We start from the raw sequence: 24,264 nt of genomic DNA on the forward strand, positions 1-24,264 counted from the left end.
AATAATTACCATGGCAATGCTTGATTTCATCATACAATGCAATGGAAGCGTTTACAAGTCTTTATCGAAAATTCTTTCAAGAAAATATTCTTCGGTCAAAGGACGATGAACGACTTCAATTCCACTTTGACGCATGAGCGTTAATCCATCACCATATTCATAGCCGGTGGAATAGACGACTCGATCAATTTTCGAAGCGATCAATGCTAAACTACAGGCGTGGCACGGACTGTGTGTCACATAAGCGGTCGCATGACGCGAACTCGTCGAATCTGCCGCCAGCTTTCCTAACGCATTGATTTCAGCATGAATTTCATGGAGTTTTGACCATTCATGGTGTTCTTCTTGATTCGAACACTGATAGAACAGGCGCCCATTATGTAAGATCGACCCGCCATCCTTTTTTTCTTCTGCAGCTGCCTTATATAAAATGCCTTCTTGCTTCAAATAAATTTCGTTGCAGTTCACGTGTTGACTTGGTGTTCCGTTTATTCCGATCGAAATCGGCTTTTCATCTTTGACGATGACACAGGCAACGGACTTCGAAGCACATTTTGAGTGACGATCAGCCATCATGCGGGCAAACAAAAGCCACGTCGTATCCCATTGTTGTTGTTTTTGCAAGCTGATTCGCTCCTTTACATTAAACTACTAAGGAACACGTAAACGTGTTCCTTAGTATGGACGATTTGGTAATTCACGACTTTTTGAGGCGACTTCGATGACTTTTTGTTTGAGTTCATGTTCCATCCGCTCCAGTTCATGCTCCGCATCCCGACGTTTTTGTTTCCCGTCTTGCTGAATCCGAAGTGTCTCATCCAGCGTCTCAATTAAGTTTTGATGTGCTACTTTCAAGGATTCGACCGAAACGATTCCTTTTTCATTTTCTTCTGCGATTTCAATCGATGAATCTTTTAACAGACGCGAATTTTGCTCAAGTAACTGGTTTGTCGTATTCGTCACATCTTTTTGCATTTGCAATGCTGTTTTTTGACGGGATAGACTCAAGGAAAGCACCACTTGGTTTTTCCATAGGGGAATCGTATTGACGACGGCTGATTCAATCTTTTCCGCCAAAATTTGATTGTTTTGTTGGATGACACGAATTTGCGGCGCCATCTGTAAACTAATTGTCCGAGATAACTTTAAATCGTGAATTTTCTTTTCAAATCGATCAGCGAGTTGAATCAAATCATTTAACTCTTGTAATCGTGTCTGATCGCGTGAACGTTCGACTTCTAGTCGTAACGGTTCGATCTCATGTTCACGCACGTGTGCAATCTTCGTTTCACCCGCCGCGATGTAGAGATTTAATTCTTCGAAGTAACGTTTATTTTTTTGATACATCTGATCAAGTAATGTAATATCCTTCATCAATCCAAACTTCGAACGATCGAGATTGTGGACGACTTCTTCCAAGTAGGCACTCATCTTTTCATACTGCAAGAAATACGTCTCTGCTTTTTTCTTCGCCCGACCGATGACCGGTACGTTTGACCAAAAACTTTTCTTTTCTTGTAGGGTATCCGGATCCATTTGACGAACACGCTGCATCAAATCAGATAATAATTTCCCGGCGTCGCCACCGTCTTTCATCTTCACTTCACTCAATACCTGATCGGAAAACTGTGAGAGTTCCCGTTGGACCGGCGCACCAAATTGCATGACAGCGTCGGATTTTTTTAAATCGATTACTTGAAGCAACCGTTCAATTTTTTGACGTTGTTCAACCGGCACATCACTTGGAATCATTTCTTCGACCGGTCGGGCCGGTACCGCTTGACTAGGTGAAGTTTCGGCAAGATTGACATCGACGGAAGGATCTGAAATCGTTGGTTGTGTCGCTTGTTCGTCCTCCGGCCATTGTTGCCAGCTATTGTTGTCAGAATGGGTCATGTTTATAACTCTCCTCCTGTTTTCGTTGTTCGGATTCTTGGGCCAAAACTTTTTCAATCGTCAACAACTCACGTTCCAAGTCGACGGTATCTCCTTCTAATAAAAGCGATTGCTGTTGTTTTAGTTTTTCAGCAATCATCTTTAGGTTCGATTGTAACTGTTCCCGTGTATCGACTTGAACTTGCGCACCGCGACGCTCTAAGTCGGCGAATTTTTCCGAAATCGACAATAAGGAATCCAGATAAAATGTAAAGAAGTCACGGACTTTTTTCACTTCACGTGGCGCTGTAAACAGTTCCTCAAATAAGACATGGGCCTCACGAGACACGATTCTCATCTCAGAACGGATTTCACTGTCACGAATTGATGGCATGATCTTGTCAAACGCCTGTAGTTTGACAAAACCTTCTTCGACCGTCCGTTGTAAAACTTGTAATTCGAGATCATCCGTTTCATCAAACCGTCGTGTCGCCTGTTCAGGTTTCAAGATGACACTGCCAACAAATTCTTCTTCGTCATCAAGAAGTAATTTCTTTTTGACGTTTTTTCGTTTCAACTCAGTTGATTTTCGTTCCGTCCGGTATCGTTTTCCTGGTTTGGCACGGTATCCACTCCAGATAAACCATAACCCTAACGCGATGAAAATGCCGGAGAAATTTAAGACGTCTGCTATTTGAAGAAATACGAACATCAGACCAATCGAACCTAGTACCCACCATGTAGAAGACTTCATCTCATCACCTCTTTCAGTTGATTCCTCTATCTGTTTTACAAGTTGACTGTATAGTTACTTCTATCTTACCATTACGGATCATATAACAAAAAGTTTCCCGTTTTAGCGAAATGTTAGTCCTCTCTATCTAAGTTAGGCGAGAGTACTCCCACTTCTAAACGAAGTGAAAGTGGGCGGTGAATCGCCCCCCCTCCCTTTCGGGTATAATTCCTTTCAAGGAGGTGAAAATCATGTTGAAGCATAAGGCCTACAAATTCAGAATCTACCCGACAAAAGAGCAGAAAATCCTCATCGCGAAGACGATTGGTTGTTCGCGCTTCGTCTTCAACCACTTCTTGGCGAAGTGGGATGAGACGTATAAAGCGACAGGTAAAGGACTCTCTTACGGTTCTTGTTCGAAAGAAATCCCGATGCTGAAGCAAGAGTTCGACTGGCTGAAAGAAGTCGATAGCCATTCGCTTCAATCGAGCGTCAAACACCTGACCGATGCGTATGACCGCTTCTTCAAGAAGCAGAACGAACGGCCTCGCTTCAAATCGAAGCGCAATCCCGTCCAATCCTACAAGACCAATATCGAGAAGAAGAACCAACTTCCCGAAGTCTCGATTGTCCGCAACAAGTTAAAACTCCCGAAGTTGAAGTGGATCCGTTTCGCCAACTCGAGGCAGGTAGTAGGACGCATCTTGAACGCGACCATCCGGCGTAACGCTTCAGGAAAATACTTCGTCTCCCTGCTCGTCGAGCAGGAGATCAACGAAATGCCAAAGAAGGGCTCATCCGTCGGCGTCGATGTCGGGTTGAAGAACTTTGCCATCTTGTCGGACGGCACGGTGTACAAGAATGACCGTTACTTCCGAACGCTTGAGAAGAAGCTCGCACGTGAACAACGAACGTTGTCCCGTCGTCAACGCATCGCCTTGAACAAGAAAGTAAAACTTTCCGAGGCAAAGAACTATCAGAAGCAAAAGCGGAAGGTCGCCCGCATCCACGAGAAGATCGCCAACAAGCGCACTGACTTCCTGCACAAGGTGTCAACCGAGATCGTCAAAAACCACGACGTCATCGGCATTGAAACCTTGCAGGTGAAGGACATGAAGAAGAACCGCAAGTTGAGCAAGTCCATCTCCGAGGTCAGTTGGTCAGAGTTCTTCCGCATGCTCGAGTACAAGGCAGAATGGTATGGGAAGACCGTCGGGAAGGTCGGGAAGACCTTTGCTTCAAGCCAACTATGCTCCAGTTGCGGACATCAACACAAAGACGTGAAATATCTTGGTTTGCGTGAATGGACATGCCCGATTTGCAGCATCCACCACGATCGTGATGTGAATGCAGGACTGAATCTCAAACAAGAAGCAGAACGCATCTTAGCTTCTTCAACCGTCGGGACGACGGGGTTAGCCTGATCAGGTTTCGACCGTTAGGTCGGATAACTCAGGAATCCTCCACCTCTAAGCAAAGCGTAGGTGGAGGTAGTTCAATTCTTATTTCACCATAATCTATCCGGCTTCACATCCGTCTCAAGTTTGATTTATAGATTCTCAAAAAAGCTAGTCTGCCATGAGGCAGACTAGCTTTTTTGGAATGGGACATCCATCTTCAAGAACTGAACAACGGCCAGATCAGGATGATCAAAATCGCAACGGGACTCATGTAACAAATGCTAAAACGCCAAAACGGAAGCATACGTTTCATGAACGGACTCGTGACGAGTTCTTGCTCCACTAGGGTCCGGTCAAGTTTAAATCCGGCAAAAAACGAAATCAACAAGGCACCGATTGGCATCAGGATGTTCGAAACCGTAAAGTCCATCCAATCAAATATCGTCTTATTCATCCACATGATGTCACTTGCAAGACCAAAGGAAAGAGCGGACGGAATGCCGATTAACGCAATCAAACCGGTTGCGATAATCGTATTCCGTTTTTTGTCCTGGAATGTAGCCCCTTCTTTTCGATCCGTGATCGATGAGACGACCACTTCAAGCATCGCAATCGACGAGGTAATCGATGCGAAGGCAAATAATAAAAAGAAGAGGGTCAAGAAAACGGAACCAAACTGTATTTGACTGAAAACAGTCGGCAAGACGATGAATAAAAGTGCTGGTCCTTCCGCTGGATCAAGCCCTGAGGCGAAGACCGCCGGAAAAATTGCGAACCCAGCAAGTAAAGACACGACGATGTTCAACGAGACGATCCAGACCGCTGAGCGGTTGATTTGTCCCCGCTCCTTCATGTAAGAAGCATAGGTCAACATCGCAGATACACCAAGCGACAAGGAGAAGAACGCTTGACCAAGTGCACTCAGGACCGAAGTTCGACTCAATGCTGAAAAATCCGGTTCAATGAAGAAACGAACGCCTTCACTTGCTCCCTCTAACGTCAACGAACGAACAACAAGAATGATGAAACAAACAAAGAGTAACGGCATCATGATTTTACTCATTTTTTCGATTCCAGCTTGGACGCCACGTAAGACGATGACACAGGTGATGACCAAGAAAATCAGTTGTCCCGATACCGCATATACTGGGGAAGCTGAAATCGTACCAAACAATTCGCCCAACGCCTGACCGTTCATCGTTGTCAGACTGCCCGAGAAACCTAGTACCGTATAAATCAGTACCCAGCCCCCAATCACACTATAAAAGGACAGGAGAAGAAAACAGGCGATGACACCCAGTATGCCTATGAACGTATATTTTTTATGGCCCAATTCCGAGAAGGCTCGTAACGCTGTTTTCCCGCTTGTCCGACCGATTAAAAATTCGGCAATCAAGACCGGGAGTCCAAGTAACAAGGTAAAGGCTAAAAACAGTAATAAAAAAGCCCCTCCTCCATTTGTTCCCGTCGTGTATGGAAACTTCCATATCGCCCCAAGACCAATCGCTGACCCTGCTGCTGCTAAAATAAAACCGACCTTCGAAGCCCATGCATTTCCTTTCATGGTGCTCGACCTCCTTTTCAAAAATACTTTTCCATTGTACAAAAAATCACTCTGGAAGTCATCCTTTACCAAACATTTTCTTTAAAGCATCAAAGCATAACCGCATATTCGTGATAAAACATACGGGTTTTAGTTGATCGATAACAAAAAATCGAAGCCACAGCAGTGGGCTTCGATTCGAAGGTCGACTTTCATTAGGAGAATGGTTGTTACACCAACGTATCCAATCGCCCGCTATACATTTTTAAATACTCGGGTAAGACGCTGACTTCAATTGGTGAATGCATCGCCTTTTCTCCATCTGTATCAATTACTTTCGGAGAATCCGTCTTCAGCGTAAATCCACTTGTTAAAATATGTGTAAAGGAAGGTTCTGTGGCTAACCCGATTTTTTGAAGGATGACATCTCGGATCGTCGTGAGGTTGACCTCATCGACGATTACGAGATCCAATTTCCCGTCATTGTAAGCTCCTTCTGATAAATTGGTGCCAATCCCACCTAACGATTCTCCATTCGCAGCCAGGATCAAGACGGCTTCTCCCGTCATTTTTTGTCCCTCTGCTAATTCTAGTTCATAGGAAAAAGGTTCCGCTTCCATACTTGAGCGAATCGTCGAAAGGTAATACCCCATCTTACCGAGACGAGCTTTTTCTTCCGTATCAAGGCCAATCGATGCCTCCGCTACTAATCCAAGTCCAAGGAAATTCAGGAAATACGTATCGTTGACTTGTCCAAGATCCACTTCGACGATTTGCTGGGTCGCAATCATTTCAGCAGCCAGGCGGGGGACCATCGGTAATCCTAGCGTTCTCGCAAAATCATTACAGGTCCCTCCTGGAATGATACCAAGAATCGGACGTTTGTCGAGTTTAGCGACACCATTGATGACCTCAAACACCGTTCCGTCACCCCCAATGACGACCAATGCGTCGAAATCCGTTGCTTCTTCCGCAAAGTGTAACGCATCGAGGGACTGAGTCGTTTGACGGATGACAATTTCGTCAAACATCCCGGCCAAGGGATCAATGACCTCTTGTAAAAGACCGGCACGATTTGATCCTGCTGTCGGGTTACTGATCAATAGTAATCTCATTTAATGATTCCTTCTTCCTCTAAATACTCACGTGCCACTTGATTCGCTGTTTTTCCACCGTAGGCAACGGCTTCATTCATTCGCGACATTTCGACATCGGAGATTTTTCCATCTAATTGCTCAAGTGCTTGACCGACTTCCGGATACTCATCCAGTGTTTCTTGACGTAAGAGTGGCGCCCCTTCATAGGGTGGAAATAGTTGCTGATCGTCTTCTAGGACGACCATGTCGTATTTCGCGATTTCCGGGTCTGTCGAGTACGCGTCGATGACTTGAATGTCACCGGATTGAACAGCCTTATAACGTAACTTCGGTTCCATCGTCACGACGTCTTTAAAATTCACACCGTATTTTTCTTGGATCCCCTTATACCCATCTTGGCGATCTTTAAATTCCAGCGTGAATCCTGCCTTTAATTGATCGGCCACTTGCTGTAGGTCAGAAATCGTTTTTAAGTCATATTGTTCCGCTACTTTTTTCGGGACGGCCACTGCATACGTATTGTTGTAGTTCATCGGCGGAAGCAATGCCAGCTCCTGCTTCACTAAACCATCTCGCGCTTGCTCGAATACGGCTTGTTTTTCATTCGAGACGGGTTTTTCATTCGTCAGACTCGCAAGTACCGTTCCTGTGAATTCCGGATACAAATCGATATCTCCCGATTGTAATGCTTTATAGACGAACGTCGTTTTCCCGAAGTTCGGTTTGACTTGCACATTTAAATCAGTCTGATCTTCAATGACTAACTTATACATGTTCATCAAAATTTCAGGTTCGACGCCTAGTTTCCCCGCTACAACCAAATCTGGTCGTTCCGTTCGTCCAAGCGCGAATGGTGTAACGATCAATGTCGCGATTAAGGCAAGTGCTATGACAAGTCGACCCTTTTGACGTTTTTTGGTCGCTACTTCCGTTTGTCTTAATAGGAGATCAAATAAAAGAGCTAACAACGCTGCCGGAATGGCACCTAATAAAAGCAGATAATTATCGTTTCGATCAATTCCTAATAAGATGATTGATCCAAGACCACCTGCACCAATCAAGGCAGCAATCGTCGCTGTCCCGATAATCAAGACCATCGCTGTCCGGACACCTGCCATCATGACAGGCAGGGCAAGCGGCAATTCGACCTTCATTAAACTTTGCATTGGTGTCATACCGCAAGCACGTGCCGCTTCCTTGAGCGAAGGATCTACTTCCGCTAATCCTGTATAGGTATTTCGAACGATTGGAAGTAACGCATATAAGACAAGTGCGATGACGGAGGGAAGCGTCCCGATCCCGACAAGCGGAATCATCAATCCAAGCAATGCCAAGGAAGGAATCGTTTGGATGACGGAGGTGACCCCAATCGACCATTCACTTAGTTTTTGATTACGAGAAAGATAAATCCCGAGTGGAATCGCAATCAGGCAAGCAATCACAAGTGATAGGACAGACAATTGAATATGTTCAATCAGTGCTTGGAGCAATTCTGTTTTCCGGTCTTGATACGTCTCGAACAGTCCTGTCATTGGATCGTCCCCCTGACTTGACCCATGAATTCTTTGACGAAGGCATCGTCACTCGCCAAGATTTCCTCTTTTGTTCCGATCAGAACGATTTTTCCTTCGTCCATCAAACAAATCCGACTGCCCAATTTCAATGCTTCATTCATATCATGCGTCACGAACAGAATCGTTTTTCCAAGTTCGTCGTTCAGACGCAGTAAATCATTCTGGAGTTGCTCTCTTGAAATCGGATCCAGCGCTGAAAAAGGTTCATCCATCAAGATGACATCTTGCTCGGCTGCCAAGGCTCGCATGACGCCCACACGTTGTTGCTGACCACCGGAAAGTTCAGTTGGATATTTCTTTCGCAAGTTCTCATTTAATCCTGTCAGCTGAAACAATGTCTCGACACGCTCTTCAATCTTCTTTTTATCCCATTTCAACAACTGCGGTACGACACTTACATTTTCTTCTACCGTCATATGCGGGAATAAGGCAATCTGTTGAAGGACATAACCGATTTGACGACGTAATTGGTGTTCATCGATTGACATGATCGGTTGTCCATTGATCCAAATCTGTCCTTCCGTATGGTCGATTAGCCGATTGACCATTTTCATCGTCGTTGTTTTCCCGCAACCCGAAGGACCAATCAAACAGAAAATTTCTCCTTGTTCGACCGTGAAATTTAAATCACGGACCGCTTTTGTTCCATCTGGATATGTTTTTCCGACTGCTTTAAATTCAATCACACACGATCCCTCCACCATCTGTAGTAGTCAAGTCTATTCTTTATTATCTTTGTAAAATTTCCCTGATTTGTCTGTTCTGAAACCTGCTTTCGCCTACCTTGACATACAAAAAAACCGGCAGAAATTCTGCCGGTCCATCGTTCATTTTGATTTTCGTTCCAGCAATTCAATCTCCGATTTGATCAATACTTGTTTCTCGAACTCAAAACCAAGAGTTTCGAAGTTTTTTGTATGTGAGAGATCTCCCACTACGGTATTGGTTAATACGGCTGTGACTTCAGCGACCCAGCCCTCTTTTGTCTTTACCATATCACCGACGATATAATCAAATAACTCTTCTTCTTCCATCTCAATCATCTCCTGACACGTTCAGATATTCTTAATCATATAAAAGAACTCATGAAAAAGCTAGTATTGCGTCAAGGTCCGTAACATCTGCCGTAAGATTTTTGCCGTCAATCCCCAAATCAAATACTCTTCATGCTCATAAAAATGTTCAACGGTTTTATACGTTCGATCCAAGTAGGCATCGCGATTGGCCAACCGTTCTGTCGGAACTGTTTTTCCCGGACGAATGCGCCATTCCATCTCGCCTTGAATCGGCTCGGCTGCCACAAGGTCCGATAAGGCAACCAAAAAAATATGATCCACTTCCATCGGAGACGGATGAATTTCTTCCGCCGTCAAGATACCCACATAGGGATAGATGATTGACCGATTGGGTGTCACGAGGGGTTCCAATGTGCCGATGACTTCAATGTTGGCATCACCCAAGTTCAACTCTTCTTTTGTTTCACGAATTGCCGCCTCTTTCGGCTCCTCCCCGGGATCAATCCGCCCACCTGGAAATGAAATTTCTCCCGGTTGCGACCGGAGCGTTTTCGCTCGTACTTGAAATAGGAGGTAAATCGCTCCGTGACGTTCGAGGAGGGGGACCAAGACGGCAGCGGCATTTTTAGGAAGTTGCTCTTCTGACGAGGCAAACGCTCGTTTCACATCATCCATCCGGAAGTCACTCATCGTGTTTCCTGCGCGACTTTCTGATACGCTTCTTCCAGATGGCGCATACGTACGATCAAATCCGCATTTTTAGCAATTCGATCGGCTAAAATCGAGCCTGCTACGACTTTATAGTACGCATTGAGTGCCTGAATCTTCGTCATATATGCTTCATTTTGTCGCATGTATTCTCTGAAGTTGCTCATCAAGCGTTCCGTTGTAAATAGTTGTTCATTCACTGCCCTCATCCTTTCAGACGGTTACCCGCCAAGTCGATAGTTTAATGGTAGCGAGTTTTGGCTAAGAAGTAAAATAAGGGGGGCTATCCGTGAAGAAAAAAGTAGATGTACTGATCATTGGTGCTGGACCAACCGGTTTGACGTTAGCGCTCGCATTATCACGTTATGGTTTGACTTTTCGAATCATTGAACGTGCAAGTGGTCCATCCGTCGTCTCAAAAGCGATTGGAATTCAGGCTCGATCACTCGAATTATTTGCGCGCCTTGGCGTAGCCGATGCATTGATGGAGCATGCGATCAAAATCAATCAAGGCAATCTGTATGTCAATGGAGCTTGGCAAGCAAAACTTGACTTTACTGATTTAAATACACCGTTTCCGTTCGTCACGTTATTACCTCAAAGTGAGACCGAACGAATTCTCGAAACCCGGTTGCGGGAAGATGGGCACATGGTGGAACGTGAAACGGAACTGACTGGTTTCGCTCAGTTTCCGACGTTCGTCAGCGCCTCGATTCGTAAACATGATGTGACGGAGACCGTCGATGCTTCCTTTATCATCGGAGCAGATGGTGCCAATAGTTTTGTCCGACGTGAACTGGGACTTCCATTCAGCGGGAAATCCTTTAAAGAATCGTGGGCACTAGCTGATATCGAAGTGGATTGGCCGCTATCTTCTGAAGAAGTCCACATCTTCTTTTCCGATCATGGTGTCATCGAGTCCTTTCCATTACAGTCCAACTTATTTCGAATTACGGGCAACTTGACGAACGGTACCGTTCCGACAGACCATGCTGCAATCGAAGATTTTTTACAAAACCGGGCCAAAGTTCCGTTTAAGTTAAAAAAAGTACACTGGTATTCCATGTTCCGGGTCCATAACCGAATCATCGAAAAATTTGGTCATCACCGGATTTATCTCATCGGGGATGCTGCCCATATTAATTCACCTGTCGGCGGTCAAGGAATGAATACCGGGATTGCCGACGCAATGAATCTAGCTTGGAAATTATGGTGTGTCCATCGCTTCAAAGCCAGTTTTCCGTTACTTGATTCGTATAGTGTCGAGCGACGTGAGGCAGCCCGTGGAATTTTACGTTCCACGAATCTAGCCACTGAATTGTTGCAGATCAATGTGCCTTTTTTATTGCCACTCCAAGAAAAAGTCATTCGTAACAGTTTAAAGATCACACCCCTACACCATTACGTCACCAATCGAATTGCCCAACTGAACAGTAACTATCAAACCTCCCATTTATTTGTCACACAGGGACGTTTTCCGCTTTTGACGCCACGTCCGGGGGAACCGATGCCGTATAGTGAAGTCGTGAATCCACGCACCAAGAAAAATGAATTATTATTACGACGCGCGGACCGGAACTTTTTGTTGTTACTTTTTTTACCTCGTCAAGCGGATGAAGCCATCCTCTCACCTTTTAAAGAATTGGCATATTCCTATCCCGATTTATTCGAGACCGTACCAATCCATCAAGAGTTGAAAGATGATGGTGTCGTTGACCAAGGTGGCGAGCTTGCTCGAAAATTTGGGATCAAACAAGCTGGGCTCTATCTCATTCGTCCAGATGGGTACATCGCCTACCGTCAACAAGGATTAAAACTTCAACCTTTTTCACGTTATCTTGAACGTTTACTTTATGCGCGTTGAGGACGTATGATAAAAGATGAGGTGATGTTATCCATGGATTTTAATACGATACGTATGATATTGATCGTTGTTCTTGTTTTATATTTTATCGTCATTGTGACACGACGAACTAAAGAATCAATGCGTTGGGTCGTACTTGGTGAAGCGTTTGGAGAAAAAGGAGAACAGTTGGCCCGTGATCATGATCGGTTAGATCAAGCAGGTCTTCGTGTCCGGATGGAACGCGGTGTTAAAACATCTTTTGTCTTCCGACGCTTCAGTAAAGATCTGGACGACCGGGTAGCCCTTTATGTCTTAAAAGAAGATTTAGCTCAAGCAGAAGAGGTTTTGCGCCATAAATGACAAAAAATCGGCATCCTCATTTGATGGAGGAGCCGATTTTTTACGTCTACGGTTTTGGTTAACCTTTTTTCCATTACGTCCGCGTATCCGTTACTCTTCTTGATGTGGTCGTCCAAAAACGGCTTTTTCAAGATTTGAGATGCGACGCAACATATCATAATTAGAAGGGTTCGAAGGGACGGTCGGCACGTCTGGTTCCGGTCGCCGTTCTTCTCGTTTGATGCCAACGGAAGGCGTCGCTTTTGCTTCTTCTAGTTCCCGCTTTAACCGCTCGATTTCCCGTTCAAAACCTTCGTAATCTTTAATGACTTGATCCAAATATCCGTCAACATCTTCGATGACATAACCCCGTAGACCTGTTTTGAATTCCTTTTTGTAAATATCGTCTGCTGTCAATAACGGCTTGTACATACGCTTCACTCCCATTGTTCATTGTAGGTCTGCTCCTGTTCCATCATCGCCAAATCATCTTGTGTAATCAAGAACAACTGATAATCCGATCGTTCCATTTCTAGTTTAGCACGTTCCACCAGATACTTGGCAGATCCTCCATGTTCCTCGTCAAATACGGACAATAACCCTTGACTCTTTTGAATCATGAATTCCGTTTTATTTCGAAATTGAGATGGATTTTCGTATGGTTTTTGACTGATTGCGTCTACAAAGTCTGCTTGATTCAAAACCGCTAGATATTGTGCTTGTACCGGTTCTTTCCATTTTGCTTCTTGTTCAAGAAAAGGAAGCAAAATTCCTAACCGGATATCTGGATACTCCTGTTTGAGTTCTAAAATGACTTCACATGCCCACAACTCACATCCAGGAGCTGCACTCGTAATGAACCAAGTCGTCCCCATATCTTCAATCAATCGGATAAGACGTTCACGGTAGGCTGCTTTTAAAATCTTGATCCCGGGATGTTTTTGGTCAAAGATCCCAAGTTCCGTTGGTTTATACCCTGTTACTGCTACGACCTTCATCGACGACACTTCCTTTGTAGGCGTAAACTTCGATGATCTAGTTCGGCTACCAATCGTTCCCGACGCGAAGCTAACAACTGATGGTCTGCTAACATGTTTTTGGCTCTTTCAGTATAATCGTAAGCAACGGCTGGTTGTTTGGCAATGTGCTCGGCCCATTTCGCAAGTTCGATGAACCCTTCGTACGTACCACTCTTTTCGAAACAGATTTTGGCGTCCTCGTACTGTCGCAGTTTTTTGTATAACATTCCTTGGCGTAACCAACCTTGCGCAGTCAACTCATCCGCCTGTCCAAAATGTTTGACCGACTGATCGTGAATACCTAGATCCGCTAACCAGATGGCAATATTTTCACGAATCTGTGACGAAGCGTCTTGGCGATGTGTCACAAGCCGATTACATTCATCATAAAGACTGACCAACGTGAGACAATCATGCAAATGATGCTCCAGAACCCCAGACATGATGTCCGGATTTTGATGTTCGACGTATTGAAAATAGTGCATCGGTGCTAAAAAACCCGGCAAATCATCCGTCCGCTCAAATCCAATCCGTTCTTCCATTCGTGTCAACCGGTACGAGTCATACATTCCTTTGAACAGACGACGACAGACATGGAGTAAATCGAGATGACCCACTTTCGGCAGACGTGGTACACGTTCACGGACAAACACGTGGCGGGTCTTGATTTGCGGCCAGTCAAAACTTTTTCCATTGTAGGTGACGAATCGAACGTCTTCCCCGATATCCAGTAAAAAATGGTGATACAAAGCCGCTTCATAGTGTGGATGCGGCAGGAAATATTGCCGCATCAGCAGTTCGCCTTTTTCAAATCGTGCAAATCCAAGTAAAAAAATCGTGGTCCCTGTACCTTTTAGACCCGTTGTTTCTGTATCAAAAAAAATGATTTGTTCGAGTGGGACATCTAGCGCCAGTGGCGGATGCGGTAACTGTAACGATTCAAAAACCGCCTCAAATGACCGATGACCGTGCTGAGCCGTCAGGGGATACCGGTGATCCAGTCGGACAATCCATTCCTCTTCGAACGTGAGGATGTCGGCACCTTTTGCTAACCAGGCTGCTTGTTCAGCTGTCGTGGCTCGTTCCTGATCCGTGGATGAGGGACTTTTTTTCGGTTCGGTCTCGGTCGTCTTCAACATCCGTCTCAGTTTATTTTTCATAATTCCGTCTCCATTTCAGCAAGCATTCTGATCGTCCGCTCTTTTTCATCAGATATCCCAATCATCCCGATGCAGGCTGGACAACCGTCGAGACAAGGACATGTCTCAATCGAGTCCCGGGCAGCCCGGAGCATGATGGTCCGTTGTTTGTAGATGGATGCCGCGAGCCCAACACCACCCGGATAACGGTCATACAGATAAATCGTCGGTTTTTGTGTATGCGTGGCTTTGACTTGAGGAACAACAAACACATCACTGGCATCACACATCAAATACAAGGGAGCAACACGACGCAGACTGTTTGCGACTCCTTCTAAGACTTGTTCGAGCTCTGTACTCGATGTAGACGTTTCCGGTAAGGAAAACCAGACACCCGTCGTGTGAATTTCCCGTTCCGGCAGATGAATGGGACCTGATCCGATGTTTTCATGTGTCCCGAACTTGATCTTCTTGAACATCGTCGCCATTCCACGGACACTGACATCTCCGCGTGCGACACTAAAATCACCGTTCGTATAACATTCATCTTCATCCAGAACGGATAATTCGACTGAAAAATTAGCATCCGTATAATAATCAACATCTACGGCTCGGACAAAGGCTTTTTTTTCTTCGAAATCCAAAGCTTCGACTTGGTATTGATCTGCCCCGTGTAAATAGATCGCTTCATCGTGTAATAATGTCATCGCACTGAAGGTATCCATCTCACCGATGACTCGGTTCGGGACTTCTGTTTGATCAACGATGATGACATTTTCTTGATCGCTGGATCGTAGCGAAATACCATGTGCCGGGAACGCATCGTTCATCCAGTAATACCGTTCCCCCCGCTGATGCAATACACGTTCTTCGACCAGATACTCTAAGATATCTTCCGTCTCAAGTGTCCCAAACGTTTCGCCCTGACGAAACGGTAATTCAAACGCGGCACATTTGATATGATCGACGGCGATGATGAGATTATCGGGGTCGAGTCGAGCTGCTTCCGGTGATTGATTTAAAAACAATTCTGGTCGTTCGGCCACATATTGATCGAGCATTCCGGAAGAAGCGACTAAAATGATCAAGGCATCATCTTGACGCCGTCCGGCTCGTCCCGCCTGTTGCCATAATGACGCAATCGTTCCCGGATAACCGTTCATGATACAGACTTGAAGTTGTCCGATGTCGACGCCAAGTTCTAGAGCATTGGTCGAGACGATGCCGGTAATTTCACCTTTACGCAACCGTCTTTCAATATCTCGCCGTTCAGTTGGTAAATAGCCGCCCCGGTAGCCTTCAATCGATTTGGGTCCAAGTTCATGCCGGATCAGACTGCGAAGATATGTCAACAACACCTCGACACGGACACGTGACCGGGCAAAAACAATCGTCTGGAACTTCTTTTTGATGAAGCGTGAGGCCAATTGTTTGGTTTCTAGTGTCGCTGAACGACGAATTCCAAGTTGCGCATTAACAATTGGCGGCTGATAGACGATAAAATGTTTTCGACCGGTTGGTGCTCCATTATCATCAATCAACTGAACCTTTTTTTCCGTCAAACGTTCTGCTAGTTCTTGTGGATTGGCAATCGTCGCACTTGTCATGATGAAAATCGGGTCACTCCCATAATACCGGCAAATCCGTCGCAACCGTCGGATGACGTTTGCGACATGGCTTCCGAATACTCCGCGATACGTATGCAATTCATCGATGACGATATGCGATAAATTTTCGAACAGTTCGATCCATTTCGTATGATGCGGTAAGATACCGGAATGTAACATATCTGGATTCGTAATGACGATATTACCGGCTTTACGGACTTTTGTTCGAATCGTCGGTGACGTATCACCATCATACGTAAAACAACGAATTGGTGCTTCCATCTCGTCGATCAGTTCTAACAGTTCACTATTCTGGTCTTGCGCCAACGCCTTTGTTGGATAGAGGTACAAGGCCCGTGCATTCGGATGGGCTAAGAGATGAGACAAAATCGGCAAATTGAAGCAGTAGGTTTTCCCAGATGCGGTCGGGGTAACGATAACGGTCGATGCACCGCTTTGGACGGTTCGAAAAGCGAGCTCCTGATGCCGATACAACGAAGTGATACCTCGTCTTTCCAGGGCTTGTCGCAAACGTTCCGGCATCTCTTTAGGAAACCGTGCGTAACGTCCGACAGTCGCTTCCATCGTTTTCATATAGGTAACACGCTCCATGAAGGAACGATCGGCTTTGAGTTCTTCTAAATAGGTGACAAGTGATTGTCTAGCTTCCATTGCCCCACTTCCTTCCTGACCTCCATTATACAAAAAAAGAGAAGCAAGACCGAAGAAACACACCCGTTTCTTCGGTCTTGTCTTCTTCTAATGACCATTCTACTCTTTATTGTTGAGTTTCCGGTTCTGATTGTTGATCTGCAGGCGCATTATCCTGTCCTCGACCTTGATTGCCGTTCGACGAATTCCCTCTATTCGACTGAGTGGACGCTCCATCGTTTGATGCTGGTTCGTCCGTTGTCGGTTCATCCGTCGTCGGTTCGTCCGTTGTCGGTTCATCCGTCGTCGGTTCGTCCGTTGTCGGTTCATCCGTCGTCGGTTCGTCCGTTGCTGGTTCGTCCGTCGTCGGTTCATCCGTCGTCGGTTCATCCGTCGTCGGTTCGTCCGTCGTCGGTTCATCCGTCGTCGGTTCATCCGTCGTCGGTTCATCCGTCGTCGATTCGTCCGTCGTCGGTTCATCCGTCGTCGGTTCGTCCGTCGTCGGTTCATCCGTCTCGACTTCGGCAACCGTCACCGTCGTCGAGACGGGTCCTGACTGTTCTCCAGACGCTTTCGCGACAACGGTCAACGTCGTCCGTCCTGGATCTAATCCATTAATTGCGATTCGATTCGTTGAACTTGTACCGAGAACCGATTGTTTGCCGTCTGGATCAGTCATCGAGATTTCAAACGATACACTGTCATATCCATTTGTCCGAAGCGCTGAATCATTATAGCTCCACGTCAGTTCACCAGACTCCGAGTCTTCATTGTAGGATGCTTGTAAGCCAGTCGGAGCTGGTACGGCCTTTTTTTCGACAACCGGTTCTTTTGTCCCTTTCACGTAAAGCTCATCCCCAATACTGAGGACAGAACTTGGTTGTTCAAAAGGTGCAGGTGTCCGGTCACGTGTTTTCGTGACAAAATCTTTCCAAAGGTTTTGAGCCATCGTACTGTTCGTTGGTCCACTTAAACCTAACTCATTGTTATTTCCGGATTTTGTTGTTCCCGTCCAGACACTGATTGAGACATCCGACGTGTAGCCGGCGAACCAGACATCTTTGTAAGCATTCGTCGTTCCGGTTTTACCTGCTGCATCAAAGGCAAGGGCGGCACTCGGGAACGTCCCGCCTGGCTTCAAGACGTCTCGCAACATATCTGTCAACATGTAGGCTGTATAATCTTCCATTGCCTTTTTCGGTTTGACAGGTGATTTGATTTTTGAACCGTCACTGTATTCAATCGTCTTGATGATGTGTGGTTTGATGTAATCCCCACCATTCCCGAGTGTAGCGTAAGCAGACGCCATTTGTGTCGTGTTGAAGCCGTGTTTCATTCCCCCAATCGCATAAGCGGGTGAAATCGACTCGTCGTCTTGAAGTCGTAAACCTGATTTAGCGGCAAACGCCTCGACGGAATCCCCACCGATTTGTTGGAATGTTTGAATCGCTGGCGTATTGGCAGAAATCTTAAGCCAGTTCCGAATCGTATTTGTCCCTCGGTATCCATCGTAATAGTTTCCGATGTTTTTTCCATTCACTTTTGTTTCTTGGTCCGTCATCATTTTAGCCGTTGACCATTTTTCATTTTCAATCGCCGGTCCGTAAGCGAAAAACGGTTTTGCTGAAGAACCCGGTTGGTGCGGTTCTTTTGCAAAGTTTCGGCGCGACGTCCCTGTCCCTGGATTTTTTCCATCCACGATTCCGAGAATTTCACCCGTTTGCGTGTTGACAGCGGTCGCTGCGGCTTCCGCATACTCCGGTAATTGAACGACTTGGTCTTTTTTAATCGCTTCATTCATATAATCATGCATCGGTTTGTCGATGGATGTATAAATCTTTAACCCTTGGCCGTAGATGTCTTTACCTTCAAGACCAAAGACGTCTTCTAGCTCTTGTGAGACCATATCAAAAATCACGCTATCGTAAGCTGCATCGTCCTTTGATTTAGGTGCCGGATCAATCAATTTCGAAATCGGTTGGTCGACCCCTTGATCCCGCTGTTTTTGTGTGATGACACCCGTCGTCAACATCGCATCGAGCACTTGTGTTTGACGCCATTTCGTCAGCTTTGGATCTCCTTGAATCGGATCATATGCGGAAGGACGTTGCGGCAGACCCGCAAGCATCGCTGCTTCGGCATAGTTCAACTTATCGACCGTCTTATTGAAGTATGCTTTTGACGCCGTCTGAATCCCGTACGATTCTTGACCGTAATAGTTTTTATTCAAATACATTTCAAGAATTTGTTCTTTTGTATAATCCCGTTCTAAACGAATCGCTAACCACTGTTCCTGGACTTTCCGGGTAATGGTCTTATCTGAGCTCAAAAACGATTGTTTGATGACCTGTTGCGTAATCGTTGAAGCACCCTCTGATCCAAAACCATCTGTGATGTTGGCGATGATCGCGCCACCTAAGCGGCGGAAGTCAATTCCGTTATGCTGATAGAAACGTCGATCTTCAATCGAGATGAACGCATCTTTCACCACATCCGGTACCTCTTTAATCGAGACGTACTCACGACTCGTCCCACCCTTTTTGATTTCTTCCTTATTGCTCGCATAAATTTTCAGCGGAAGCGCATCACGTAGTTTGGATTCATCCAGCTCCGGTGCTGTGGCTACTGCGTAAACGGCAAACCCTCCACCAGCAAGCATCAAAATGATGAACAATCCTGTTGCCACTAACAGCAACTTTTTCCAAAGGGCACCCTTGCCACCGGATCCGCCTGTCTTTTTCTTTTTCGGACGTTTTGTCCGGTTCGTTTGTTTGACTAACGTCTTCGTTTCTTCACGACGTGCGACACGACTTCTTTCCATATGCTATCCTTCTCCTTCAATCTGTAAAGTTTCTCAAGTGAAATATAACTCGTCCACTGCTGGTAAATAATCAATTGCAGGAAACGCACCTGTCTCGAGTTTTTTTCCATGACGTTCGATTTCTGCTAACGGAATCGACTTTCTGCCTGTTTCCAACTGCTCCCACCAGGGGAACAAATGCTCGACAGACAACACATATTGCACATTATACATACTGAATCGAATGATGACAAAACAAATTCCTCCATGTGCTACACATTGACGCATATGTTCAATTTGATGGGAATGAAAGTTTTTTAGTGGGAAGGACGTTTTATGATTGGTTTCCTTCGCTTCAAAATCGATATATCGCCCACGGTACACACCGTTATAATCCGTTGTCGACGGTTGTTTGAAATAGGCTTCTTTGACAACGGCAGCAGACCGTTTCGGGTAATCAACTTGAACGATTTGAAGAGGAGTCGGTTTCTTGTGTATGATTGCCCGATTATGGGTCAAATAAAACGTATTACTTTCATTAATAAGTTTTTCCAGTTTCATTCCACGATTCGAGAAGGTCGATCCTTTGGAACGGGCGTTTTGGATTGTCACACCATGCGACTCAAGTGGTTTTTGAAACTTTTTACCATTCGGGTAATTCAAAACGATTCCCCTCCTATCGCGTTTATTGTACCATGATATGTGATTGTATCGTATCGGCCGAGAGGAGTAGTTAAAAACAAATGACAATAGAACCGTTACTTCAAGACATTGAACGTATTTATCAAGCAGGACGCGATGGGACAGAATATGACTTCCAAAAAGAGGTGATTCCGTTCGTCGAACAAGCGGACCTTCTGATTGCAGAATGGCAACAAAACGCTCAGAACAGCCCTTACCTACGCCCGGCGATGGTCGAAAGTGCCGTCGATCAATTGAAACAATTATCCGTCCAGGCGTTTCAACCCAAAACAAGTTTAAAGCGGTTTAACGAGACGATTAAATCCGTCCGCTACATCGATCAATTGATGCAATAATCCGTTGAATGATGTTTCTGAGCAGGAAATTTTGGTACACTTGTCGTAAATAAGTAGTTAGGGTAGCAGACAGCTTGGACTGTTCCTGCCGAACCGTGCGAGGAGGAGTAGGATTGGCCATATCAAAATCGAATGCGCGTCACGAATCAAAATTGATTCCTCGAGCGACAAATCCAACAGCAAAAAAGTACGTCATGTTCGTCGACGAGACGGTGATTCTCCAGACTCCTACTATATAATAGGAAGATACATGATGCCTTTGGTTTTTGATGGTGTTTTCCTATCGTTTTCTGATATATCTTTAATGTGAAATTGAGTGTGTAATCGAGGAAATTCATCATAGTGTGAAATGAGGTGTGCAATTTAAAATTGCACACCTCATTGCGTTTCTAAGTGAATTATACGTGGTAAATACTCATAAATTAGTTAATGTGCAGCTACTCGTCGTGGGAACGGGAGGTTAGCAAGCGATGAAAATATTATTACTGGGAGATAATCAATTAGCAATCACTGGGGACATGTTCGAGATCAGACGGGTGATGGAACAATTGACGACTGGAAATCAAGTCGACCTTTTGTTACGAACAGAATGCATGACCAAAATAAATGTCGTATTGTCCCGTACTCAACAAGCATCCGTTTCAGTAAGTGAGCAAGTTGTGCTAAGTCTGGATTAACCATCCATACAACGGGAAAGGGGAAGATCCCCTTTCGCGTTCGCCCCGGCTCTACTTTAACCGTTTGACCGTGCCCCGCTAGATCTTCCCCGGATCCCTTATGGGAAGTCTAAATTATATCATTTAAATCCCTTATTTACCCATTTAAAAAACATTGTAATTCCCTCCTTATTTTACTATTGTCTTATTTATGATGAATAGGAGGGAATTTGATGCAAGTTAGCGATTGGATTGATTCAGGTGCTGCAATTGCCGCCGCAATTGCAGCAGTTTTTGCAGGTTGGTCTGCAACAATAAGTTTAAATCAGTTTAAAGCCCAAACAAAAGAGAAAGAAGAATCTGACAGACCTAGATTATTACCTGTAAATAAAAATATTACGGTAGAAGTAGAATCGATTTTTACAGATTGGGATTTGAATAAACCAAATCTAACCCCAATTAAAGATAAATTCGTTAAGGCCCCTATTGAGATGATTAACACTGGCAAATCCTTTGCTGTGAACATTGAGTATAGTTTTCGCTTGCTTGATGATATTAGCGACTTCGAAGATTTCGATGAAGATTACACTCTAAAGTTCATAAAATCAGATGCTGGTATTTTTACAATCCATGCCAATGATACTTTTGAACATATTTTTTATCGGGAAAACGGAAAAGATGTGATAGAAAACAGAGGAGTTAATAAAGACATGAATACGATTCCCTACACTCGATATCATTCTCTATTGAAAAGTGAAGAGTCAACATTTCTTTTAGTTCCAAACTACTTTGTTGTTCTTACAAACCACTTTGTACTCCAATACTCGATGTTAAACGAGAACATAGTAAAATTACCTAGACTCTCTCTTAGATTAAAATATAGTGATCAACATCAAAATGAGTATGTTGATATTTATGAAATGGTTTCAAGTAAAAAGCACATTCAAATGATAGATTCAAAATATGAAGGGTGGATTGATTTCCAGCTAATTCATAGTGAAACCCCAAAGAAAGAGTCTCCTCGTTACTTTTAAGGAGACTTCTTTTTTATTTAAAACAACATATTCCACGTAGCTTGTCCGACAACGCCATCTGCATCGAGCTTCTTACGCTTTTGGTAAGCTTCAACAGCTTTTTCAGTAGCCATGTCGTACTTACCTGTAACAGATGCTCCGACAGCACGCTGGATACGCTCGATATCTTTCTTGAGCATTCCTTTCGCTCCTTTATAGAGCGGATTGCCCGGATACGGTACGATTGCTTTCCCATCACCTTGCGCCGGCTTCGGTTTAGCTGCAGGTTTTGAAGATGGTGCGGATCCGAGTACTTTATCTGTCCCGTATCCTTTGTACTCATACTGCAGGTGCGGCGAGTCGATGAATGTTTCATCACGTTGGTTGCCGTCTGAGTCCCAGTCCCCGCCCCATGTGAATCCGAGACGCTGTGCTTCCTTGATGGCTTTTTGGATATTCGCGGCATTGTAACCACCCCACAATACTTTGCCGTCTTTGACCGGTACAAAATCGAGTGCCTGGCCGACGATATGATATGAATACATCGTCTGTGATGCACCGGACGCTACGTTTGCTTTTTGTTCCGCTACCGTGCGACGTGCATCGTACACCAGTACTTCGATTCCGTTCTTAACGAGATACTCGTACCATTTGAGTGCGAGTCGTTTTGTGTTTGGAGCCAGTTCGTTTAAAGTTGCGCGGTTTCGTTTATCGTAATACATTATTTTGCCTCCTTTTGTTTTTCATCAGATTTTACTTCTGCAATGCTTACTTCACTCGAGATCGGCGTCACTTGTTCTTCTTCCGCTGCTGCATTCTCAATGATCGAATCAATCGTGCGCGGTTGTTTCTCTTCCTGGAGCTGAGTCAATACATCGACTAGCTGTTGCGGCAACGGCACACCGAGCAAGGCAAAGTTTTCCGTGACGGACAAGGCTTCTCGTGCGATGTAGTAATAAAGGACAAGCGTCCGCATGATCGGCAATCCGTTATTGACTAACTCGTCCACTAGTACAGCAATGATGACCACAATAAAGACGACGCCCTTTCGGACGCCGCCCCAAAACATCACATCGGAATTAACCTTCTTTAACTTATAGGCAGCTAAGAAGCCGCTCATGTAATCAACAACCATCAGAACCACTAAAATTTTCAGCGCAGTGTCCCACCCTCCCATCAATGCTGTGATGACTGTCCCGATTACGGCAATCGATCCTTCGAACAAGTAATGTGTTTTCATAAATTCACTCGCTTTCTTTTTTAAATTAGGAATGATGTGTGGAGAGCGTATGCATCCGTTATCGCACCATCCTGCCCCCATGTTCCATCCAACCGAATCGCACCATTTGTGTCGATGGACCAACGATCTATTTCTTGTTGAGGTGTTGTAACGAAAGTACTTTGGACAAATCGATGTTTTTGCGAAGGGCGATATCCAGCTGGTAAATACCCTATAATTCGTCCCAGGGAAAAATCTGACTTTACTTCGCCGCGGATATATACCTGGTTTCCAACTTTCGCAAATTGTGGATTATAACCCGATCCAGAGTATGCTGTAGTTCCATTGATCAAAGTGATGTCCGTGTATTCCGTAGTCGCGGTCAAGGCACTGAGTTCCTTCCAGCGCGTCCAGACACCAGTGTTGTTGATCCGCGTGAAGATCCGCGAACTGTCGAACGTCGTAAAGATTTGTTTGACCTGTACGTTTGAATGATCGCGTACCAAGACATCGAGGAAACCATTCGTCGTCACTCCGAATTCGACTGATGGGCCGTTGGTGGATTGCGTGACATAGAAAAACCCCGACTGCGTCAAGGCATCGAGGTCTGGGCTTGTGAGTGATAAGGTTTTTCCGGAGTCGGTGAAGACTTTACCGAGTTGGACTTCTGATGGGAGCGGGATTTTAACCCATGAGTTCCACGTTCCACCAGCAGTCGAATAGCGTCGGAAGTACATATTGGTGACTGAGGTCGAACTTTCGTAAGCGACTTGTAGGATGTCAGTAATAAATTCACCTACGTTATTCTTGACGTCGACCATGTAACTGCGTCCTGAGATTGGGATGTTGAGCGCAGAACCGGACGCATAGTAGAAGCCTTCGTTGGTCGAATTGTTTAGGTCAGTAGACTGCCAGCGCTTCCCACCATCTTGCGTGAGTTTGTACATTTGGAACAGGTCGGGATTTTCAGGCAATCCTTCGACCATGTGATA

The 24,264-nt window shown here is 45.1% G+C and carries 26 protein-coding genes; 7 read left to right on the forward strand and 19 right to left on the reverse strand.

Annotation, left to right across the window (positions count from 1 at the left end; all coding sequences use genetic code 11):
* Window positions 1–51: 51 nt before the first annotated feature.
* From P404_RS0101085 to P404_RS0101095, 3 genes are read right to left on the reverse strand one after another with little or no spacing between them, the layout of a single operon-like run.
* The gene (locus tag P404_RS0101085; protein ID WP_014970565.1) at window positions 52–624 is read right to left on the reverse strand and encodes a deoxycytidylate deaminase; all 573 of its coding nucleotides are present in this window, start codon (window positions 622–624) and stop codon (window positions 52–54) included.
* 51 nt (window positions 625–675) lie between these two features.
* Complete coding sequence (locus P404_RS0101090; protein WP_026829779.1) at window positions 676–1,896, reverse strand: toxic anion resistance protein; 1,221 nt, start codon at window positions 1,894–1,896, stop codon at window positions 676–678.
* Window positions 1,883–2,629, reverse strand: coding sequence for a 5-bromo-4-chloroindolyl phosphate hydrolysis family protein (locus P404_RS0101095; RefSeq protein ID WP_014970567.1), 747 nt, complete (start codon window positions 2,627–2,629; stop codon window positions 1,883–1,885). Before P404_RS0101095 ends, P404_RS0101090 begins: the two co-directional genes overlap by 14 nt.
* A 230-nt stretch (window positions 2,630–2,859) precedes the next feature.
* Between P404_RS0101095 and tnpB the strand changes: the two genes are divergently transcribed.
* Window positions 2,860–4,032 (forward strand): IS200/IS605 family element RNA-guided endonuclease TnpB, encoded by a 1,173-nt coding sequence (gene tnpB, locus P404_RS0101100; protein ID WP_026829780.1) that lies wholly within the window; start codon window positions 2,860–2,862, stop codon window positions 4,030–4,032.
* A 193-nt stretch (window positions 4,033–4,225) separates the two neighbouring features.
* On the opposite strand, the gene P404_RS0101105 is transcribed toward tnpB, so the two are convergent.
* The 7 genes from P404_RS0101105 to yvfG form a co-directional block, all read right to left on the reverse strand.
* Window positions 4,226–5,572 (reverse strand): sodium-dependent transporter, encoded by a 1,347-nt coding sequence (locus P404_RS0101105; RefSeq protein ID WP_026829781.1) that lies wholly within the window; start codon window positions 5,570–5,572, stop codon window positions 4,226–4,228.
* Window positions 5,573–5,781: 209 nt separating this feature from the next.
* On the reverse strand, window positions 5,782–6,666 hold the full coding sequence (locus P404_RS0101110) for a diacylglycerol/lipid kinase family protein (protein ID WP_026829782.1): 885 nt from the start codon (window positions 6,664–6,666) through the stop codon (window positions 5,782–5,784).
* Window positions 6,663–8,180: an ABC transporter permease/substrate-binding protein gene (locus P404_RS0101115; RefSeq protein WP_014970570.1), complete on the reverse strand. Its 1,518-nt coding sequence runs from the start codon at window positions 8,178–8,180 to the stop codon at window positions 6,663–6,665. The genes P404_RS0101110 and P404_RS0101115 overlap by 4 nt, the downstream gene beginning before the upstream one ends.
* Window positions 8,177–8,908 carry an ABC transporter ATP-binding protein gene (locus P404_RS0101120; RefSeq protein WP_014970571.1) on the reverse strand — a complete coding sequence of 244 codons (732 nt, stop codon included), beginning with the start codon at window positions 8,906–8,908 and terminating at the stop codon, window positions 8,177–8,179. The genes P404_RS0101115 and P404_RS0101120 overlap by 4 nt, the downstream gene beginning before the upstream one ends.
* Window positions 8,909–9,049: 141 nt before the next feature.
* Complete coding sequence (locus P404_RS0101125; protein WP_014970572.1) at window positions 9,050–9,256, reverse strand: hypothetical protein; 207 nt, start codon at window positions 9,254–9,256, stop codon at window positions 9,050–9,052.
* Window positions 9,257–9,316: 60 nt separating this feature from the next.
* On the reverse strand, window positions 9,317–9,928 hold the full coding sequence (locus tag P404_RS0101130) for an NUDIX hydrolase (RefSeq protein ID WP_026829783.1): 612 nt from the start codon (window positions 9,926–9,928) through the stop codon (window positions 9,317–9,319).
* The gene (yvfG, locus tag P404_RS0101135; RefSeq protein WP_236629935.1) at window positions 9,925–10,155 is read right to left on the reverse strand and encodes a protein YvfG; all 231 of its coding nucleotides are present in this window, start codon (window positions 10,153–10,155) and stop codon (window positions 9,925–9,927) included. Before yvfG ends, P404_RS0101130 begins: the two co-directional genes overlap by 4 nt.
* An 80-nt stretch (window positions 10,156–10,235) precedes the next feature.
* On the opposite strand from yvfG, the gene P404_RS0101140 reads away from it, so the two are divergent.
* Together P404_RS0101140 and P404_RS0101145 are read left to right on the forward strand one after the other, a co-directional pair.
* Complete coding sequence (locus P404_RS0101140; RefSeq protein ID WP_026829784.1) at window positions 10,236–11,810, forward strand: FAD-dependent monooxygenase; 1,575 nt, start codon at window positions 10,236–10,238, stop codon at window positions 11,808–11,810.
* A 120-nt stretch (window positions 11,811–11,930) separates the two neighbouring features.
* A complete protein-coding gene (locus tag P404_RS0101145) occupies window positions 11,931–12,152 on the forward strand; it encodes a hypothetical protein (RefSeq protein ID WP_236624209.1) in 222 nt (73 codons plus the stop codon).
* 90 nt (window positions 12,153–12,242) lie between these two features.
* On the opposite strand, the gene gpsB is transcribed toward P404_RS0101145, so the two are convergent.
* The 6 genes from gpsB to recU all read right to left on the reverse strand — a co-directional run bounded on the left by gpsB (window position 12,243) and on the right by recU (window position 20,016).
* Complete coding sequence (gene gpsB, locus P404_RS0101150; RefSeq protein ID WP_014970577.1) at window positions 12,243–12,563, reverse strand: cell division regulator GpsB; 321 nt, start codon at window positions 12,561–12,563, stop codon at window positions 12,243–12,245.
* A 5-nt stretch (window positions 12,564–12,568) separates the two neighbouring features.
* A complete protein-coding gene (locus P404_RS0101155) occupies window positions 12,569–13,129 on the reverse strand; it encodes an SLOG family protein (RefSeq protein WP_014970578.1) in 561 nt (186 codons plus the stop codon).
* On the reverse strand, window positions 13,126–14,310 hold the full coding sequence (locus P404_RS0101160) for a ribonuclease H-like domain-containing protein (RefSeq protein ID WP_014970579.1): 1,185 nt from the start codon (window positions 14,308–14,310) through the stop codon (window positions 13,126–13,128). Before P404_RS0101160 ends, P404_RS0101155 begins: the two co-directional genes overlap by 4 nt.
* Window positions 14,307–16,568 carry a DEAD/DEAH box helicase gene (locus P404_RS0101165; RefSeq protein ID WP_026829786.1) on the reverse strand — a complete coding sequence of 754 codons (2,262 nt, stop codon included), beginning with the start codon at window positions 16,566–16,568 and terminating at the stop codon, window positions 14,307–14,309. The genes P404_RS0101160 and P404_RS0101165 overlap by 4 nt, the downstream gene beginning before the upstream one ends.
* A 106-nt stretch (window positions 16,569–16,674) precedes the next feature.
* On the reverse strand, window positions 16,675–19,368 hold the full coding sequence (locus tag P404_RS17200) for a transglycosylase domain-containing protein (protein WP_051590443.1): 2,694 nt from the start codon (window positions 19,366–19,368) through the stop codon (window positions 16,675–16,677).
* A gap of 33 nt (window positions 19,369–19,401) precedes the next feature.
* A complete protein-coding gene (gene recU / locus P404_RS0101175) occupies window positions 19,402–20,016 on the reverse strand; it encodes a Holliday junction resolvase RecU (protein WP_026829787.1) in 615 nt (204 codons plus the stop codon).
* A 74-nt stretch (window positions 20,017–20,090) separates the two neighbouring features.
* On the opposite strand from recU, the gene P404_RS0101180 reads away from it, so the two are divergent.
* The 4 genes from P404_RS0101180 to P404_RS0101195 all read left to right on the forward strand — a co-directional run bounded on the left by P404_RS0101180 (window position 20,091) and on the right by P404_RS0101195 (window position 22,074).
* Window positions 20,091–20,384, forward strand: a complete 294-nt coding sequence (locus P404_RS0101180) for a DUF1798 family protein (RefSeq protein WP_014970582.1) — start codon at window positions 20,091–20,093, stop codon at window positions 20,382–20,384.
* A gap of 113 nt (window positions 20,385–20,497) precedes the next feature.
* Window positions 20,498–20,623 (forward strand): hypothetical protein, encoded by a 126-nt coding sequence (locus P404_RS18970; protein ID WP_269077467.1) that lies wholly within the window; start codon window positions 20,498–20,500, stop codon window positions 20,621–20,623.
* 231 nt (window positions 20,624–20,854) lie between these two features.
* Entirely contained in the window at window positions 20,855–21,061 is a 207-nt protein-coding gene (locus tag P404_RS0101190; RefSeq protein ID WP_026829788.1) for a hypothetical protein, read from the forward strand.
* A 212-nt stretch (window positions 21,062–21,273) separates the two neighbouring features.
* Entirely contained in the window at window positions 21,274–22,074 is an 801-nt protein-coding gene (locus P404_RS0101195) for a hypothetical protein (protein WP_026829789.1), read from the forward strand.
* A gap of 17 nt (window positions 22,075–22,091) precedes the next feature.
* On the opposite strand, the gene P404_RS17980 is transcribed toward P404_RS0101195, so the two are convergent.
* From P404_RS17980 to P404_RS0101210, 3 genes are read right to left on the reverse strand one after another with little or no spacing between them, the layout of a single operon-like run.
* The gene (locus tag P404_RS17980; protein WP_051590444.1) at window positions 22,092–22,775 is read right to left on the reverse strand and encodes a peptidoglycan-binding protein; all 684 of its coding nucleotides are present in this window, start codon (window positions 22,773–22,775) and stop codon (window positions 22,092–22,094) included.
* A complete protein-coding gene (locus tag P404_RS17210; RefSeq protein ID WP_081809554.1) occupies window positions 22,775–23,293 on the reverse strand; it encodes a phage holin family protein in 519 nt (172 codons plus the stop codon). The genes P404_RS17980 and P404_RS17210 overlap by 1 nt, the downstream gene beginning before the upstream one ends.
* A 20-nt stretch (window positions 23,294–23,313) precedes the next feature.
* Entirely contained in the window at window positions 23,314–24,219 is a 906-nt protein-coding gene (locus P404_RS0101210; RefSeq protein ID WP_236624220.1) for a pyocin knob domain-containing protein, read from the reverse strand.
* Window positions 24,220–24,264 lie beyond the last annotated feature (45 nt).

This window comes from Exiguobacterium antarcticum DSM 14480 (assembly GCF_000685865.1).
Classification (GTDB): domain Bacteria; phylum Bacillota; class Bacilli; order Exiguobacteriales; family Exiguobacteriaceae; genus Exiguobacterium_A; species Exiguobacterium_A antarcticum.

Bases quoted from the DNA above. Each gene is read 5' to 3' on its own strand.
- P404_RS0101125 (WP_014970572.1), bottom strand. From the start codon at position 9,256: ATGGAAGAAGAAGAGTTATTTGATTATATCGTCGGTGATATGGTAAAG.
- yvfG (WP_236629935.1), bottom strand. From the start codon at position 10,155: ATGAGGGCAGTGAATGAACAACTATTTACAACGGAACGCTTGATGAGC.
- P404_RS17210 (WP_081809554.1), bottom strand. From the start codon at position 23,293: ATGAAAACACATTACTTGTTCGAAGGATCGATTGCCGTAATCGGGACA.
- P404_RS17200 (WP_051590443.1), bottom strand. From the start codon at position 19,368: ATGGAAAGAAGTCGTGTCGCACGTCGTGAAGAAACGAAGACGTTAGTC.
- tnpB (WP_026829780.1), top strand. From the start codon at position 2,860: ATGTTGAAGCATAAGGCCTACAAATTCAGAATCTACCCGACAAAAGAG.
- P404_RS0101190 (WP_026829788.1), top strand. From the start codon at position 20,855: ATGAAAATATTATTACTGGGAGATAATCAATTAGCAATCACTGGGGAC.
- P404_RS0101165 (WP_026829786.1), bottom strand. From the start codon at position 16,568: ATGGAAGCTAGACAATCACTTGTCACCTATTTAGAAGAACTCAAAGCC.
- P404_RS17980 (WP_051590444.1), bottom strand. From the start codon at position 22,775: ATGTATTACGATAAACGAAACCGCGCAACTTTAAACGAACTGGCTCCA.
- P404_RS0101210 (WP_236624220.1), bottom strand. From the start codon at position 24,219: ATGTACAAACTCACGCAAGATGGTGGGAAGCGCTGGCAGTCTACTGAC.
- P404_RS0101115 (WP_014970570.1), bottom strand. From the start codon at position 8,180: ATGACAGGACTGTTCGAGACGTATCAAGACCGGAAAACAGAATTGCTC.
- P404_RS0101090 (WP_026829779.1), bottom strand. From the start codon at position 1,896: ATGACCCATTCTGACAACAATAGCTGGCAACAATGGCCGGAGGACGAA.
- P404_RS0101130 (WP_026829783.1), bottom strand. From the start codon at position 9,928: ATGAGTGACTTCCGGATGGATGATGTGAAACGAGCGTTTGCCTCGTCA.
- P404_RS0101155 (WP_014970578.1), bottom strand. From the start codon at position 13,129: ATGAAGGTCGTAGCAGTAACAGGGTATAAACCAACGGAACTTGGGATC.
- P404_RS0101110 (WP_026829782.1), bottom strand. From the start codon at position 6,666: ATGAGATTACTATTGATCAGTAACCCGACAGCAGGATCAAATCGTGCC.
- P404_RS0101195 (WP_026829789.1), top strand. From the start codon at position 21,274: ATGCAAGTTAGCGATTGGATTGATTCAGGTGCTGCAATTGCCGCCGCA.
- P404_RS0101105 (WP_026829781.1), bottom strand. From the start codon at position 5,572: ATGAAAGGAAATGCATGGGCTTCGAAGGTCGGTTTTATTTTAGCAGCA.
- P404_RS0101160 (WP_014970579.1), bottom strand. From the start codon at position 14,310: ATGAAAAATAAACTGAGACGGATGTTGAAGACGACCGAGACCGAACCG.
- P404_RS0101145 (WP_236624209.1), top strand. From the start codon at position 11,931: ATGCGTTGGGTCGTACTTGGTGAAGCGTTTGGAGAAAAAGGAGAACAG.
- P404_RS0101095 (WP_014970567.1), bottom strand. From the start codon at position 2,629: ATGAAGTCTTCTACATGGTGGGTACTAGGTTCGATTGGTCTGATGTTC.
- P404_RS0101180 (WP_014970582.1), top strand. From the start codon at position 20,091: ATGACAATAGAACCGTTACTTCAAGACATTGAACGTATTTATCAAGCA.
- gpsB (WP_014970577.1), bottom strand. From the start codon at position 12,563: ATGTACAAGCCGTTATTGACAGCAGACGATATTTACAAAAAGGAATTC.